This window comes from Deltaproteobacteria bacterium (genome assembly GCA_019308905.1).
Classification (GTDB): Bacteria; Desulfobacterota; BSN033; order WVXP01; family WVXP01; genus JAFDHF01.
Genome location: JAFDHF010000105.1, coordinates 1 through 14,396, shown reverse-complemented (window position 1 = coordinate 14,396; position 14,396 = coordinate 1). Strand labels below are relative to the sequence as shown.

The 14,396-nt window shown below is 57.7% G+C and carries 13 protein-coding genes; 5 read left to right on the top strand and 8 right to left on the bottom strand.

Annotated features, from left to right (window positions below; all coding sequences use genetic code 11):
* Positions 1-231 precede the first annotated feature (231 nt).
* The 6 genes from JRJ26_19775 to JRJ26_19750 all read right to left on the bottom strand — a co-directional run bounded on the left by JRJ26_19775 (position 232) and on the right by JRJ26_19750 (position 6,489).
* The gene (locus tag JRJ26_19775; GenBank protein ID MBW2059732.1) at positions 232-1,218 is read right to left on the bottom strand and encodes an aminopeptidase; all 987 of its coding nucleotides are present in this window, start codon (positions 1,216-1,218) and stop codon (positions 232-234) included.
* Between the two features lie 2 nt (positions 1,219-1,220).
* Positions 1,221-2,078 (bottom strand): ABC transporter permease, encoded by an 858-nt coding sequence (locus JRJ26_19770; protein ID MBW2059731.1) that lies wholly within the window; start codon positions 2,076-2,078, stop codon positions 1,221-1,223.
* A gap of 2 nt (positions 2,079-2,080) precedes the next feature.
* Positions 2,081-2,989 carry an ABC transporter permease gene (locus JRJ26_19765; protein ID MBW2059730.1) on the bottom strand — a complete coding sequence of 303 codons (909 nt, stop codon included), beginning with the start codon at positions 2,987-2,989 and terminating at the stop codon, positions 2,081-2,083.
* Between the two features lie 2 nt (positions 2,990-2,991).
* A complete protein-coding gene (locus tag JRJ26_19760; GenBank protein ID MBW2059729.1) occupies positions 2,992-4,086 on the bottom strand; it encodes an ABC transporter ATP-binding protein in 1,095 nt (364 codons plus the stop codon).
* Between the two features lie 158 nt (positions 4,087-4,244).
* Positions 4,245-5,351, bottom strand: coding sequence for an ABC transporter substrate-binding protein (locus JRJ26_19755; GenBank protein ID MBW2059728.1), 1,107 nt, complete (start codon positions 5,349-5,351; stop codon positions 4,245-4,247).
* A gap of 118 nt (positions 5,352-5,469) precedes the next feature.
* Complete coding sequence (locus JRJ26_19750) at positions 5,470-6,489, bottom strand: D-cysteine desulfhydrase family protein (GenBank protein ID MBW2059727.1); 1,020 nt, start codon at positions 6,487-6,489, stop codon at positions 5,470-5,472.
* Between the two features lie 740 nt (positions 6,490-7,229).
* Between JRJ26_19750 and JRJ26_19745 the strand changes: the two genes are divergently transcribed.
* Together JRJ26_19745 and polX are read left to right on the top strand one after the other, a co-directional pair.
* Positions 7,230-7,769 (top strand): SH3 domain-containing protein, encoded by a 540-nt coding sequence (locus tag JRJ26_19745; protein MBW2059726.1) that lies wholly within the window; start codon positions 7,230-7,232, stop codon positions 7,767-7,769.
* A 132-nt stretch (positions 7,770-7,901) separates the two neighbouring features.
* On the top strand, positions 7,902-9,614 hold the full coding sequence (polX, locus tag JRJ26_19740; GenBank protein MBW2059725.1) for a DNA polymerase/3'-5' exonuclease PolX: 1,713 nt from the start codon (positions 7,902-7,904) through the stop codon (positions 9,612-9,614).
* A 93-nt stretch (positions 9,615-9,707) separates the two neighbouring features.
* Here polX and JRJ26_19735 read toward each other — a convergent pair whose 3' ends face one another.
* Entirely contained in the window at positions 9,708-10,226 is a 519-nt protein-coding gene (locus JRJ26_19735; GenBank protein MBW2059724.1) for a bacterioferritin, read from the bottom strand.
* A gap of 217 nt (positions 10,227-10,443) precedes the next feature.
* Positions 10,444-12,360, bottom strand: coding sequence for a cadherin-like domain-containing protein (locus tag JRJ26_19730; protein MBW2059723.1), 1,917 nt, complete (start codon positions 12,358-12,360; stop codon positions 10,444-10,446).
* A 692-nt stretch (positions 12,361-13,052) separates the two neighbouring features.
* Here JRJ26_19730 and JRJ26_19725 point away from each other — a divergent pair.
* The 3 genes from JRJ26_19725 to JRJ26_19715 form a co-directional block, all read left to right on the top strand.
* Positions 13,053-13,676 (top strand): fibronectin type III domain-containing protein, encoded by a 624-nt coding sequence (locus JRJ26_19725; protein ID MBW2059722.1) that lies wholly within the window; start codon positions 13,053-13,055, stop codon positions 13,674-13,676.
* A complete protein-coding gene (locus JRJ26_19720) occupies positions 13,676-13,960 on the top strand; it encodes a hypothetical protein (GenBank protein ID MBW2059721.1) in 285 nt (94 codons plus the stop codon). The genes JRJ26_19725 and JRJ26_19720 overlap by 1 nt, the downstream gene beginning before the upstream one ends.
* Positions 13,960-14,396 (top strand): hypothetical protein (locus JRJ26_19715; protein ID MBW2059720.1); only part of this gene is annotated, 437 nt, incomplete at its 3' end. The genes JRJ26_19720 and JRJ26_19715, both read left to right, overlap by 1 nt.

The following is a 14,396-nucleotide window of genomic DNA, read 5'->3' as shown; positions in this document are numbered from 1 at the left end:
AAGGTTCGCGGGTGGGGAATTCCTGCCCCTTCCCCGCTCTAAAGGCGGGGCTTTCCCCTTCCCGCTCACCCTTGATGGGTACCCCACCGCTTCCGCAATGTCGCTCGGAGGCAAAGGTGTTCTCCAAAAGTCAGGAAACTCCACGAAAGATTGCCCCCCGACTTTTCGAAACCCGTGTCTCAAATTCTCTGAGAGCAGCCTCTCGGGCCCCTGTGCACAGGGCTTTCCATGTTACCGGAAGTCGGGTCCTGCCCGGGAGGGCTCAGCTGTGAAGATGGGGACCCCATCCGCAAAGAGGGTAGGCCGCCACATTACGAGATCGATGTGGAGCCTTGCCCGGTTCCTGCCCCCCAGAGTCAGGTTGTTTCCCAGGGCGACATGGCATGTGCCCAGAGTGCCTTCGTCCTCGATGATTCTGCCAGTCACCCGGCTGCACGGGTTGAGGCCCACGGCAATCTCGGCCACGTTCCAGCAGTTCGAATCCTCCTGCCTCTCGATTAGATCACGGAGCTGTTCAGCCTCCTCACCCCCTGTTATCTCGACGGCCCGTCCGTCGAGGAGGACTATACGGATAGGGAACCTCACCAGACCGAGATAGGTTGCACTTGCATCGACAACCACGGTTCCTCGGGTAGTGCCCTCCAGGGGGGCCAGAGCCACCTCGATGTCCGGAACGCCTGTGGCCTGACCCTTTTCGTGGGCCATCCCGGTGAACTCACAGGCAGCCCGTCCACCCGTCAGGGCATGGAGATCCGTTCCTCCGGGCGTAGTAAGCCGCACCTGCTGGGCCCTGCTGACCTTGCGGGCCAAGTCTTGGACAACCGGGCGTTGAGCCTCGAAGTCAGCCTCGATACCTCCTGTTGAAAGGGTCTCTTCGGTCAACTCCGTGACCGCTATCAGGCGAGACCCGGCAGCGCAGGCTTCGAGTCTGGCCCTGGTGTGGTAGAGGCTGCTCGTGGTGAGTCCGAAGATGACGTCTGCCTCTTTCATGGCTGCTGCAACCATGTCCGAAACCTCTGCACCAGGGTGCGTACCTGGCTGCATGACCATTTTGACGGGATCAGCGCCTGCTTCGAGAGAGGCCTGACAGACCGCATCGGCTACTTGCAGGCTTCGGCCGGTGTCGGTCACTACCAGGACCTTTTCCCCGGGCTTGACTCCTGCACAGGCGTGCACCAGCTTCCTGGCACCGGATGAGAGTCTGGTCCCCTCTTGCACGATCAGAATCCTCCCTTTCCAGTAGAGGGAATCTTTGTCTGCCGTTCCCTGGCTTTCAGTCGGGTGGCAACCACAAAAAGTATGGTAGTGACAAAGACAAAGACGGTGGAAACCGCGGCGATCGTCGGATCCACGGCGAATCTCAGGCTGGTGAATATCCTGATCGGCAGGGTGATGACATGGACCCCGCCCAGGAGAAAGGTGATGATGAATTCGTCGAGGGAGAGAATAAAGGCGAAGAGGGCGCCCGAGACTATTCCCGGGAAAATGATCGGCAGGGTGACGGTCCGAAAGGCGTACCACTGGCTGGCGCCCAGGCTCATAGCCACCTCTTCGAGGTGGCGCTCACAACCCTGGAGGGCCGACGAGACGATTATCACTACGAAGGGCAAGACGTAGAGGGTATGACCGAGGACAACGGAGATCATGCTCCTGCCCAGTCCCAGGGTGGAGAGAGTATAGAGAAGGGCCAGCCCCATGACGACACCTGGCAGGAGCAGGGGCGACAAGATCATGGCATTGATCAGCCCATACATGGGCGGGCGGTACCGCTGGAGAGCGTATGCGGCCATGGTACCGAAAACCGTACTCAAGAGAACCGCTCCTGCACCGACAAGCAGGCTCTTCAGCGAGGAATCGATATAGATGGGGTCGGAAAAATACCTCCCGTACCACCGGAGCGAGAAACCCTTTGGAGGAAAGGAGAGATAGAGCGCCGAGTTGAAAGACATGACGATGACGATGATTATTGGTGCCAGGAGGAAGAGGTACACCGTCCCGGCGAAGACCGGCCCCAGGGCCTTCAAGGCCCTGGCGGCTCTTCTGTTGGCGGGGGACAGGCCGGTGGTATTTCGCTCCATAGCTACCTGCCAAACAACTGGTCAAGCCGGATGAACCGGCGAAAGGCAACGATTATGAGAGACATGAGAAGCAACATGACCAGGGCCAGGGTGGCCGCGAAGGGAACGTTGTAGAGACTGGTGATCTGACCTTCGATCAGCACCGGAAGGACGAGGTCCCTAGTCGAGCCGAGGATGACAGGAGTGACATAGGCGCCCAAGACCAGCACGAATGTGAGAATCCCCCCTGCGAAGACGCCCGGGAGAGTGAGAGGGAATACTACCCGCACAAAGGTTTGAATGGGGCTGGCCCCCAACACCAGAGACGATTCCTCCAGGCCGGGATCGAGCGTCTTCAGGCTCGTGTAGATGGGCAGGACCGTCAGGGGCAGGGTGATCTCCAGCAGGGCGAGCACGACCGCCCAGAAGCCGGGATAGATGTCCAGGGGGGTGGGACCGAAGCCGAGCCACTCGAGCAGGATGTTTACCATGCCGCGACGGCCGAGAATGAAGACCCATCCATAGGTCCGCACAATGACGCTCGTCCATAAGGGGACCGTCAAGAACAAGAACCCGAGGGTCCGGTGGATCGAGGAGGCCCGGTTCAGATAGTAGGCCAGTGGGTACCCCAGAAGCAGAGCCAGGCCGGTGGTCGCCACGCTGAACTCGACGGTGTTCAGTATCACCTTCCAGTAGAGCCTCTTTTGGAAGAGCTGGAGGTAGTTTCGAAGGGTGAACTCTGCCACCATCCCTCCTCCCTGCCGGTAGGTGAAAAAGCTGTACACCAGGAGAAGGCCGAGTGAGATCCCCAGCAGACAGAGAATCAGCAGGGAAGGGGAGAGAAGGAGGAAGGCCTTTGTCTCGCCGCGAAGTCTGCTCCACATGCCGGGCAGAGGCCGCCTCCTCGTAACGATGTCGGGAAAAACCGTCACAGTCAGGCCCTTATTACCTGTGCCGCCTCAGGAGGCCAGGTGACCCAGACCGACTGGCCCCTTTGACGTTCCTTTCTGCTCCGCCCCCCAAGGCTGGGTTCGTGAACCAGTAAACGCCGTCGGCAGGCCGCATGAAGGATGATCTTGGCCGAATTGCCGTGATACACCACAGCCTCGATTGTTCCCGGAAAGACGTTGGTCTCATGGGAGGGCCGGTTCTCCTCGATGAAGACGCGCTCGGGCCGAACGACAACGAGGATTCTGCCTCGGCCCCGGATTCGGTCGTCTTCCAGGGCCACGGTCAGGGTCAGCCCTTCTTCGCTCCGGGCGGTCACCGTTCCCCGGGGACCCGCACCCAGAACCCGGGCGTCGAAGATGTTGGCATCGCCGATGAAATTGGCCACGAATTCCGTCTGCGGGTTTTCATAGAGCTCGGCAGGAGCCCCGAACTGTTCCACCCGGCCCCGGTTGAGAAGGACGATGCGATCGGACATGCCGAGGGCCTCTTCCTGGTCATGGGTCACGTGGATGGTGGTCACTCCCAGCTCTTGCTGGAGTTGTTTCAGCTCCACCTGCATCTCCTCGCGGAGATTCTTGTCCAGGGCGCCGAGCGCCTCGTCCAAGAGAAGAACTCGAGGCCTGATCACTATGGCTCTGGCAAGGGCACAGCGCTGCTGCTGGCCGCCGCTCAGTTGGTGGGGGTAGCGTTGTTCAAAGCCCGGGAGGCGGACCATCTCCAGGGCCTTTTCGACCCGCTTGCGTATCTCGGCCTCTCCCAGCCGCCGTATCCGGAGCCCATAGGCGACATTCTCGAAGACCGTCATGTGGGGAAAGAGGGCATAGTTCTGAACCACCAATCCCATCTCATGGTAGTTCGGTGGGAGGTCGTTGATACACCTGCCGTCGAGATAGATCTTTCCCCGGGTGGCCTTCTCAAGGCCGGCCACGATCCTCAGAAAGGTCGTCTTCCCGCAGCCGCTGGGACCGAGAAGAGTCACGAATTCGCCTGATTCGATGGCCAGAGAGACGTCATCCAGGGCAAGGACAGGACCGAATTGCTTTGTCAGTGATTCGACCTCCAGCAAGGCCACGACCATCCTCCCCTGCGACGTCTGGTACTCCGCGGCGGCCTCCACGGAGCACGAAGATCAGACATTCCCGGGGACACCCGCCCCCTCAGGTCTCGGATCGCCAAGCCACTTCAGCGCGGAGCAGGCATCAGCCAGGGAATGCCTCCACGAATGACGTTCAAAGACTACAGGGCGATCCATTCCTTCCAGCGAGTCTCTATATACTGCTGCCGCTCGAAGTACCAGCCCCAGTCCTCGATGATGGCCTTGTCGATGGCACCTGGAGGGCCGTAAACCCGGTATCTGGTCTTCTCATCCAGCATGTCGACGGTGCCGATCGTAGTGGGTCCGTAAGACAGGTTTTCGGCGGTCATCTTCTGGTTTTCCGGCTCGAGGAGAAAATTCAACAGGGCCATCGCCTCTTGCCTGCGGGGTGTTCCTCTTACTATGGTCCAGTGGTCGATGGCCAGGTACCCTCCCTCCTTGGGCCAGACGGCATCTATGGGGACGCCCTTGTCCTGTGAGTCGAAGATCCGACCATTCCAGGCTTCGCCTATCCAGACCTCTCCTGCCGCGGCCAACTGCTGGAAATCAGCACCACCTGCCCACCACCGTTTGATCTGGGACTTGAGCCTGTCGAGTTTCTTCCACACCCTATCGAGGGTGGCCTTCTTTTTCAGCTTTTCCTGGGTGATCCCCATGGTCGCCGCCGTAATGGGAAAGATGTTGGACCAGCCGGGATCGTTGTAAGCCGTAACCCAACCCTTATACTTTGGGTCCCAGAGCACCTCCCAGGAGTCTGGTCTCTCCTTTATCTCCTTGGTGTTGTAAAAGAGTATCATCCAGTAGCTGATATTGGGAGCCGACATATCGTCCTTCTCCCGCAGGGCCGGTATGACCTTCTTCAGGTTGGGCACGTCGGTCTCATTGAGTTTTTCCCAGAGTCCGAGTCTCTTGCCCTTGATCACGTCCGAGGCGTCTGTGGCCAGCAGATCGAGTTCAACCTTACCGGACTTGACCATCTGGTCGATCCGTGCGATCTTGCTTCCGGCTCCCGGAACAGTGACCACCTCTATCCCGGTCTTCTCGGTGAATTTCGAGAAGATGTTTTTCTTGAAGTGCTCCTCCCAGAATCCCCCGTACTGCTCGGTATAGACGACCCTCTTCTTGGCAGCCGAGACTTCCCCCACGATTCCCTTGGGCCAGGGGGCCATCAGCGAGGCCCCTGCTGCCACGACCCCTTTCAGGAAAGTCCGCCGGTCGAGAGCTGCGAATTTCGGTTTATGAGACATTGGCATACCCTCCTTTCAAATCAGCGAAAATCGCAAGACGGCTGTCTTAGCCAAGCCACGTGGCCTTGATTTCACCTCCCTTCTTACCGGCAGTCCCAAGTGGAAGCTGATTCCCTGGCTATCTGAAGAGATCCTTATAGGCAAAATTGGCAGTAGCTCCGCCGGTGTGGATAAAAACGACGTTCTCCTGTCTTGTGAATCTCTGCTTTCTTATCAGATCGATAAGGCCAGCCATAGCCTTGCCCGTGTATACGGGGTCGAGTATGATACCCTCTGTCCTGGCTACGGTTCGGATCGCGTCTATACACTCATTTGTAGGTACGGCATATCCCTCACCGATGTAGTCATAATTGACGGTTATCTCTTTCCGATCTACCGTGAAGTCTTTCAATTCAAGAAAATCCATCGTTCTATTGCACAGCTCCGCTATCTCATCTTCTTTGTCTCGCGTATGCCTGCTGATGCTGAGCCCGATGACCTTGGTTTCCAACTCGAGCAATCTGACACCGAGTTCTACACCCGCCTGTGTCCCACCGGTACCCGTGGCCAGGACGATGTAGTCTGCTGCCACTTCCATCCTGTCCAACTGCTCTTTCAGTTCGTCGACTGCGTTGATGTAGCCCAGATTCCCCAAAGGGGTCGCCGCTCCGAGAGGCGCCGCATACGGGATCCTTCCCTCTTTTTTCACCTCTTCTGCCACTCTTCCCGTTATGGGACATTCACCCAGGATCTCCCTGTCCTCCTCCTCCTGATCTATCTTTTCGAATCTCAGCTCGCAGCCCATTATGTGATCCAGGAGGAGATTCCCCTGATACTCGTCGGGTTTCTCTCCTTCCAAGACCAAGATCACGTCCATTCCTGCTTTTCTTGCCGCCGAAGCCATCTGTCTCGCCCAGTTGGATTGGGGCCCGCCTATTGTGATCATTACTTGGGCCTTCTTCCCTATTGCATCTGCCATGACGAATTCGAGTTTTCTCGTCTTGTTTCCACCAAAGGCGAGGGCTGTACAATCATCTCTCTTGATGAAGATTCTTGGTCCTCCCAGTAACTCGGTAAGATTTTCAGCATAGTCGAGAGGAGTTGGAAGTTGAGTCAGGGAAATTCTATCGAACCTCTTCAGAAGGTCGGCGATGTCCATAGTAGTGACTCCTTTCAACAGATCCTTACGGGGGCGACATGAAGAAGACGGGAGGCGATTGGGGCCTTTCTCCCACAGGACTCTGCTCGTCCCCTTTCCCCATCCCCCTCCGTCCGATCTTTTTCTGTCTTGGCAGGAGAACACCCTTGTCCCCTCGCTCCTGAGCTCACGCGGTGACCCTATCAAGGTTCGCGGGTGGGGAATTCCTGCCCCTTCCCCGGGAACACGACTCACGACCCACGAACACGAACCACGAACCACGAATCACGAACACGAATCACGAACACGAATCACGACTCACGAACACGAACCACGAACACGGCTCACGAACACGACCTTCCCCCTTCCCGCTCACCCTTGATGGGTACCCCACCGCTTCCGCAATGTCGCTCGGAGGCAAGGGTGTTCTCCAAAAGTCAGGAAACTCCACATCGGATGCCCCTGGGGCTTCCTTGCTTTTCGATCAAAAGACCCTGCGAATCGCCTGCCCTGCGCTCTCTTCTCTTTATCCGAGAGAACACCCCTTGTCCCTCTGCTTTCAGGTTCCGGCGGTGAAGTGGTTTTCCATTACCCGATGAATCAACTATTCGTTTAGCAGGCTTGTCCTCGATCAAAGCGGGGCGGTGACACAACAGCCCGATGGTCTGAGTTGGACTGACTCAGGACAGATGGTGGATCGGGATCCCTGGGGGGAATTGACGGATTTTGTTCTTTTCTGGTAGGCTGGGAGGGGAGAAAGGATGTATCTGCGCCGATCGGTTCCATGGATAGTCTTTCTGGCTTGGGGCCTGTTCGTCACGTCCCACGTTCTCGCTCAGGCGAAGTACGTCAGAATCACGGGAAACAGGGTCAATATTCGGGCGGGCCCGAGCACATCCTTCCCGGTCGTTGCAAAGGCCCGAAAAGGTGATGTCTTTGAGCTTTTGGGCAAGGAGGGGAGATGGTACAGAGTGAGAATGTTCTCCATGCGGCACAGATACGTTCATCGATCCCTGGCCGAGGTCGTCGCCTATTCGGTTTCCATTCCAAAGGTGGTGTCCTTGCGGCGTAAGATCTTCGGGGCCTTACTCAGGGCCGAGGAACGTGCCGGACGGGAGGCAGACAGGAGATATCCTGTCGAGGAGAGGTCGGGTCGGCCTCTTGCAGGCAACACGAAGAGAAACAGTGACTATTTCTCGTTGTTGAGCGACCGATACAAGCTTATGGTTATGCACCGGTTCAAGGTTCAGCCGCCTCTCTACGACGTCTTGATGGGCGAGGGGGTAAGGAGGAACTGGTAGGTGGCGTGACGCTTCTCGCAAAAGGGAGTCCCGGGCCATGTGGCACGTTTCGGACTCCCCTTTCCGGCGGGGGTTGTGCACGTCTCGATGGAGCGTGCCATGACGGAGAGTTTGGTTTAACAGGGGGGATCGATGACAAACCAGGAAATTGCCAGAATGCTGAGAGAGGTTTCGGCGATTTTCGAGATAAAGGGAGAGAACCCCTTTCGCATCCGGGCGTACCAGAAGGCAGCCCAGAATATCGAGAATTTCGCCCAGGACATGGAGGAGGTGGCGAAGAGGGGCGAGTTGGAGAAACTGCCCGGGATAGGCAAGGATATGGCGAACAAGATCAGGGAGATCCTCGAAACAGGGAGTCTCAAACAGCTCGAAGACCTGAAGAAAGAGATCCCCCCGAGTCTGGTGGCTTTCCTTTCGGTTCCGGGTTTGGGGCCCAAGACGGCCAAGCTGCTCTTCGAGGAACTGGGTATCAAAGATATCGACGAGCTGGAAAGGATGGCTCGGGAACACAAGCTCCAGGGACTTCCGGGAATCAAGGCAAGGACGGAAGAGAACATACTCAGGGGTATTGAGATTCTGAAAAAGGGACAGGAGAGGATTCCCCTGGGCAGAGCAGCGCCCCTGTCCGAGGAGATGATCAGAGAGCTCCTGGACTCCACTCCTGTGGAAAGGATTACCGTGGCCGGGAGTGTGCGAAGGCGGAGAGAAACGATTCGTGACATAGACCTGCTGGTTGTTTCGCCTGATCCTGCAAAGGTGATGGAGGGCTTTGTGAGACTCCCCCATGTGGGTGAGGTGCTTGCAAAGGGTACGACAAAGTCAAGTGTTAGAACCCGTGACGGCATCCAGGTCGATCTCAGGGTAGTTGAACCGCGCTGCTTCGGTGCAGCGCTGTGTTACTTCACAGGATCCAAGGCCCACAACATTCGAGTAAGAGATTTGGCTGTGCGGAAGGGCCTCAAGGTCAACGAGTACGGCGTGTTTCGAGGGGGCGAATGGATCGGGGGGAGAGAAGAACAGGAGGTGTACAGAGCCGTCGATCTCCCCTATATTCCACCAGAGCTGAGGGAGGATCGAGGCGAGATCGAGGCTGCCCAGCAGGGGAAGCTTCCCCGTCTGGTTGAGCGGGCTGATATACAGGGAGATCTGCACGTCCATTCCACTTACAGCGACGGGGCCGCCACATTGGGCCAGATAGTCGAGAAGGCTCGGAAGATGGGACTCAGGTGGGTTGGAATCTGTGACCATTCCCCTTCCCTCAAGATTGCCCGCGGGACGGCCGAGGACGATCTTAGACGGAAGATCGAGGAGGTGCGGCGCCTGAATGAGGAGAATGGAGACATCAAGTTGCTTTGCGGCACAGAGGTCGACATTCTGGCAGACGGCCGCCTCGACTACCCTGATGGGATCCTGGCCGAGCTGGATCTCGTGATAGCCGCCATTCACAGCGGTTTCAAACAGGACAGAGAGACAATCACCAGGAGGCTGATCTCGGCAATGGAGAACCCCTACGTTCACGGGATCGCCCATCCCACCGGAAGGGTTTTCGGGGAGAGAGAGGCCTACCAGGTCGATGTGGAACGCCTTCTCGATTCGGCCAGAGAAACGGGGACCTACCTGGAGATCAATGCCTTTCCCAAGAGGCTGGATTTAAACGATATCTACAGCCGCTCGGCCAAAGACAGAGGGATTCTTTTGGGTATAGGCACAGACGCTCACATCCTCGATCAGATGGAGTATCTCGACTTCGGTCTCGCCGTCGCCCGCAGAGGCTGGCTCGAAAAAGGGAACCTTCTCAACAGCCTTTCCTATGAGGCCCTGCTTGCCTATCTGGGGAAGAGATAGATCGTGGCGACTATCCCATGAACCGCGGGTCCGAACCGAAAGAGCCCCCGGACAGTCCAGGGTGTTCTGCGGTCCCATTCGAGCCCGGTTTTTCTAATCGCCTGCCAGACTGGCCAGATAGGCCCCACCGAGCCTGTCCACGTGGTTCTTGATGTTCTCGAAGGCGCTGAGATGCTCTTCCTCTTCTCCCAGGAGCCTTTCAAAAAGCTGTTTGGAGATATGGTCTCTCTCCTCGGCACACTTCACGGCTGCCTCGTTGTACATGGCGATGGCCTGGCTTTCCAGGGCCACGTCTGTGGCCAGCATCTCGGCTATCTCCTGGCCCTTTCTGATGGCAGCGTCGGGCTTACTGGTGGGCTCCCCTTTGAGAAAGAGGATCCTTTCTGCCAGATCCTCTGCATGTTTCATCTCCTGAATCGCGATCTCCTTTATCTTTGATCCGAGTTTTCCGAAATCCCTGTCCTCAAGTTCATAATGCTGCGCCATGTACTGGGTGATTGCCGTGAGTTCTCTGGCCCTGGCCTGGTTCAAAAGCTCGATTACCTTCTCGCTCATCTCTTCTCCTTTCTCTGGTCTCTCTTTTTCACTGGACTCTTTTTGGTGGGATAACAGGACCGCCCCTCACCTTCTCCTCTCGGTAAAGGGAGGCGTAAGGATTCCTATTTCGTAGCACCGCCGGGAGGTTTTGTCAACAGCGAGTGTCTCCGAGCTATTTGCGCTGCGGCCGATTTGGGCGCTCCCGTCCTTTGGTTGCCCAGGGAGCCGGCAGTCTTACGACCTCCTCAGGGGGAGGACGTCCCCCTGGGTCTGGAAAGTTGGGGTTCAACGGTCACTGTCTTGGGTCGGCTGTGGCAAGCAGTATGTAGCCCACCACCTCGGTCGTATGGGAAGTCTCCCGGTCACGGGATTGTTCTTCATCGACCTGAACCTCCACTCCCGAGAGGTCGAGATTTCTCCAGCGGAGGTTGGCCGAGTCGCCTCCGTCGGCGGTCTGCATGTCGGCCAGAAAGAAGGGTTCCTCCTTGAAGACCTGGTCGAACCGGATCGGATAAAAGTTATGACGGACGGTGTCGTCGGTCCTGTTTACCTCAAGGGCCAGCCCTTCTGCCGTCAGGCAGCAGGGCTCCCAGGCGATATAGGAGACGGTCTCGACGCCATGGACCTGGGGGTTGATTTCCTGCTCCTCCATGGAGAATTCAAAACCCTGCAGAGTGACATCCCGCACCCGGCCGGCTACGGTGTCTGCTTCATCGAAGGTGGAAACCGCCGTCACCACCACAGGGACAACCTGAAAGCTCCGGGTGAAAGCGATCTTCTCAAAAGAACCGGTCTTGCTTGTCTCAAACCTTCCCGCTTCCAAGCGGGTGCCGTCAGCCAGGGTGTAGCTACCCCGCTCCATGACGAGGTAGCTCACCCTCTCCGTGGTATGCGGCCCGTCCAGATAATCCCATTCCTGGATGCGGATCTCAAAACCTCTCGTGTCTATATTGCGAATCCGGAGGACTGCAGGGTCTGTGCCGTTGAAACTCAGGGGCTTGGCTATCACCACGGGGTCGAGAAAGTTCTCGGCGAGATCCACCCGTTTCCAGTTGTGATCTATGTCTACCCGGCCTATTGCCAAGGGGGGAAGTTCGGGTCTGGAGCCAGGATCTGCCGGATCGAAACCCCATCTGAGCTCGAGACCGTCTGAAAAACCGTCGCCGTCGGCATCGGGATCGAGCAGGTTGATGATTCCGTCCTGATCGTAGTCGGCCTGCCATTCACCCTGCCAGAATGCGAGTTCCGTCCCGTCTCCAATAGCGTCGCCGTCTGTATCAAAGCCCTCTGGGTCGGTACCGTAGAGGTCTGTCTCGTCCGCATCCGGTATGCCGTCCCTGTCTGTATCCCCTTCAGGGTCGACCACCTGAAAGGAGACCTCCTGGGAGAAGTCGCTTTCATTGCCGCACCGGTCATATGCGGTTGCTGCAAAGTAGTAGGTTTGGCCCTCTTCAAGACCTCCAATCACGCAGCTTGTCCAGTTACCCACGTCCACCACAGAGTCGTAGTTGCCGCTGGAGGTCCCGTAGTAGATCCTGTAGCCGGCAAGGTCGGCCTCGGTGTTCGCATGCCATGCGAGATTGACCTGCCCGGGTGGGGGGCCCTCTGGATCGGGATCGAGGAGGTTGATGATCCCGTCACCGTCGTCGTCGAGATTCCATCTCTCCCCCCACTCGGTCAGTTCCTGGCCGTCGCTGACGCCGTCTCCGTCTGTATCGGCCTTGTCCGGGTCGGTGCCGTAAGTATCGATTTCTTCATCATCGGTGATCCCATCGCCGTCGCTGTCCGCGGGAGTGATGGTGACCGATACGATGGCCAGGTTGGAATCCATCTCTCCGTCGTCGGCCTTGAAAGTGAAACTGTCACGGCCGATGACGCCCGGATCCGGAGTGTAGGTAAAGGTCCCGGTCCCTGTATCCGTGACAGTCGCCTGGCCCAACGACGGGGGGTCGACAAGGCGGTAATTCAGGGGATCACCATCCGGGTCGGTTGCCCTGAGGGTGCCCATGACGGTGGTGTTCTCCACGGCGGTCAGGTCGAGGTCGCCGGCAACAGGAGCCCTATTCGCATAGGGAACTTGAAAGCTGATTTCTTCTGAAAGATCGCTTTCGTTTCCGGAGACATCGTAGGCAGTCGCCGCGACATAGTACGTGCGGCCCTCTTCAAGACCGGAAAGAGTGCAGGTTGTTTGGTGGGCCACATCGACCATCGATGTGTAGTTCCTCGTGGCATTGCCGTAGTATACCCTGTATCCTGCAAGGTCGGGTTCCGTGTTCGGATTCCAAGTGAGCGTGGCATCGGCACAATAGCCGTTCCATCCGGACAGGAGAAAGAGGGAAAAAAGAGCAGACAAGAATGGAACCCAGAGAGAGGAACAGACCGAAAGAGTTCGTATCCGATGCATGGGAACACCTCCGAGGCTCTTCTAGCAAGATGGGATTCTCGCTTCCCCCGGAGTCCCTGAAAGGCAAGAAATCTGCCACCCCGCCTTTCCCGGGAAAGCCTTGAGGGACGTAGGATTGTGTGATTGGAGAAGGCAGCAGAATTACGGAATCGTGGCAAGGAGTCCCAAAACCGTAATGGAACCATGGTATTTATAGGAGGCAGACGAGAAAGGAAGCTATGGTCCAAATCGGCCCCGGGCGGCGGAGCCGCCCCTCGTGCCTTAAGGTGAGAGGAGTATTGATCCGTTACACATCCGTTACCCCGGTTCCCTATTTGAAAGGAGGAACTGGCGGAACTCGAGGCGGCTCCGCCGGCAGGAGTCCCGCTCAATAACAAGTATTTGATATCACAGTAAAATCCGGTACACGTTATTTCTTCCCTTTTCTCCACTCCCGGCACCCGTCTTGCTGTGGCTTGTTCTTACAATCCCAGTGGGAGGTCTCCGGGGGGGGAGTCATGAAAAAGGTTCTCACGGTGTTGATGGTTCTATCGTGGATGACCCCTGCTGAAGCGGCCTATTTGGATCTTGCCTGGAATGCCAACACAGAGCCTGATCTGGCCGGTTACCAGGTCTACTATGGTTCCGGGTCAGGGGCATACAGCCATTCCGTCGATGTGGGCGACACCACGACCTATCGATTGGAGGGCTTGACGGCTGGTGCCACCTACTACGTCTCGGTGACCGCCTATGATACGGCAGGAAACGAGAGCGGCTATTCAAACGAGGTTTCGGGTGTGGCTGTTCCAGAAAGCGGCTCTGACAGTGATACCGACGGTCTCCCGGACGATTGGGAATGGAGTTATTTTGGTAGCCTGGACTACGGGCCAGGTGGAGATGGTGACGGAGATGGAGCCACAAACCTGGTGGAGTATCAGTCCGGTACCGACCCCACAGATGGAGATACCGATTCTGATCAGATGCCTGACGGCTGGGAGATCATGTACGGGCTTGACCCCTGTGATGCCTCCGACGCCGGCGACGACAGCGACGGGGACGGCCTGACAAACCTGGAAGAATACCTGGCAGGAAGCGACCCGACCAACAGGCCACCGCCGATGCGGGACCGGATCAGAGCGTAGTGGAAGGGGTTACTGTCACCCTGGACGGATCGAACTCCTCGGATTCGGACGACGGGATAGCCTCGTATCTGTGGGAACAGACATCAGGTCCCGGAGTGGTTCTCTCCGGTGCCAGCGGGATCCAGCCCACCTTCGTGTCGCCGGATGTCGGGCCGGACGGTGTCTCTCTTACTTTCAAGCTGACTGTTACAGACAGAGGCGGTCTCCAGGGAACAGACACCTGTATCGTCAATGTCTCCTGGATGAACACTCCTCCCACCGCCGATGCGGGACTCAGAGCGTAGTGGAAGGGGTTACTGTCACCCTGGACGGATCGAACTCCTCGGATTCGGACGACGGGATAGCCTCGTATCTGTGGGAACAGATAGGCGGGACTCCGGTCACTCTGTCCGACCCTGCCACGGCCAGGCCCGCCTTCTCCTCTCCCGACGTCGGGCCTGATGGGGAGTCGCTGACCTTCAGGTTGACCGTGGCCGACCGCGGCGGTCTCCGGGGAACCGACACCTGTGTGGTGAACGTCACCTCGGTCAATGTGCCTCCCACGGCCGATGCCGGTCCGGACCAGACCGTGAACGAAGGGGCGACAGTCGTGCTGGACGGGTCGGGCTCCTCGGATTCGGACGACGGGATAGCCTCGTATCTGTGGGAACAGATAGGCGGGACTCCGGTCACTCTCTCGGACCCTGCCACGGCCAGGCCCACATTTGTCACTCCACCGGT

Excerpts from the sequence above, each read along its gene's own strand:
- JRJ26_19770 (MBW2059731.1), bottom strand. The coding sequence starts at position 2,078 with ATGGAGCGAAATACCACCGGCCTGTCCCCCGCCAACAGAAGAGCCGCC.
- JRJ26_19760 (MBW2059729.1), bottom strand. The coding sequence starts at position 4,086 with ATGGTCGTGGCCTTGCTGGAGGTCGAATCACTGACAAAGCAATTCGGT.
- JRJ26_19755 (MBW2059728.1), bottom strand. The coding sequence starts at position 5,351 with ATGTCTCATAAACCGAAATTCGCAGCTCTCGACCGGCGGACTTTCCTG.
- JRJ26_19750 (MBW2059727.1), bottom strand. The coding sequence starts at position 6,489 with ATGGACATCGCCGACCTTCTGAAGAGGTTCGATAGAATTTCCCTGACT.
- JRJ26_19745 (MBW2059726.1), top strand. The coding sequence starts at position 7,230 with ATGTATCTGCGCCGATCGGTTCCATGGATAGTCTTTCTGGCTTGGGGC.
- polX (MBW2059725.1), top strand. The coding sequence starts at position 7,902 with ATGACAAACCAGGAAATTGCCAGAATGCTGAGAGAGGTTTCGGCGATT.
- JRJ26_19730 (MBW2059723.1), bottom strand. The coding sequence starts at position 12,360 with ATGGTCGATGTGGCCCACCAAACAACCTGCACTCTTTCCGGTCTTGAA.
- JRJ26_19725 (MBW2059722.1), top strand. The coding sequence starts at position 13,053 with ATGAAAAAGGTTCTCACGGTGTTGATGGTTCTATCGTGGATGACCCCT.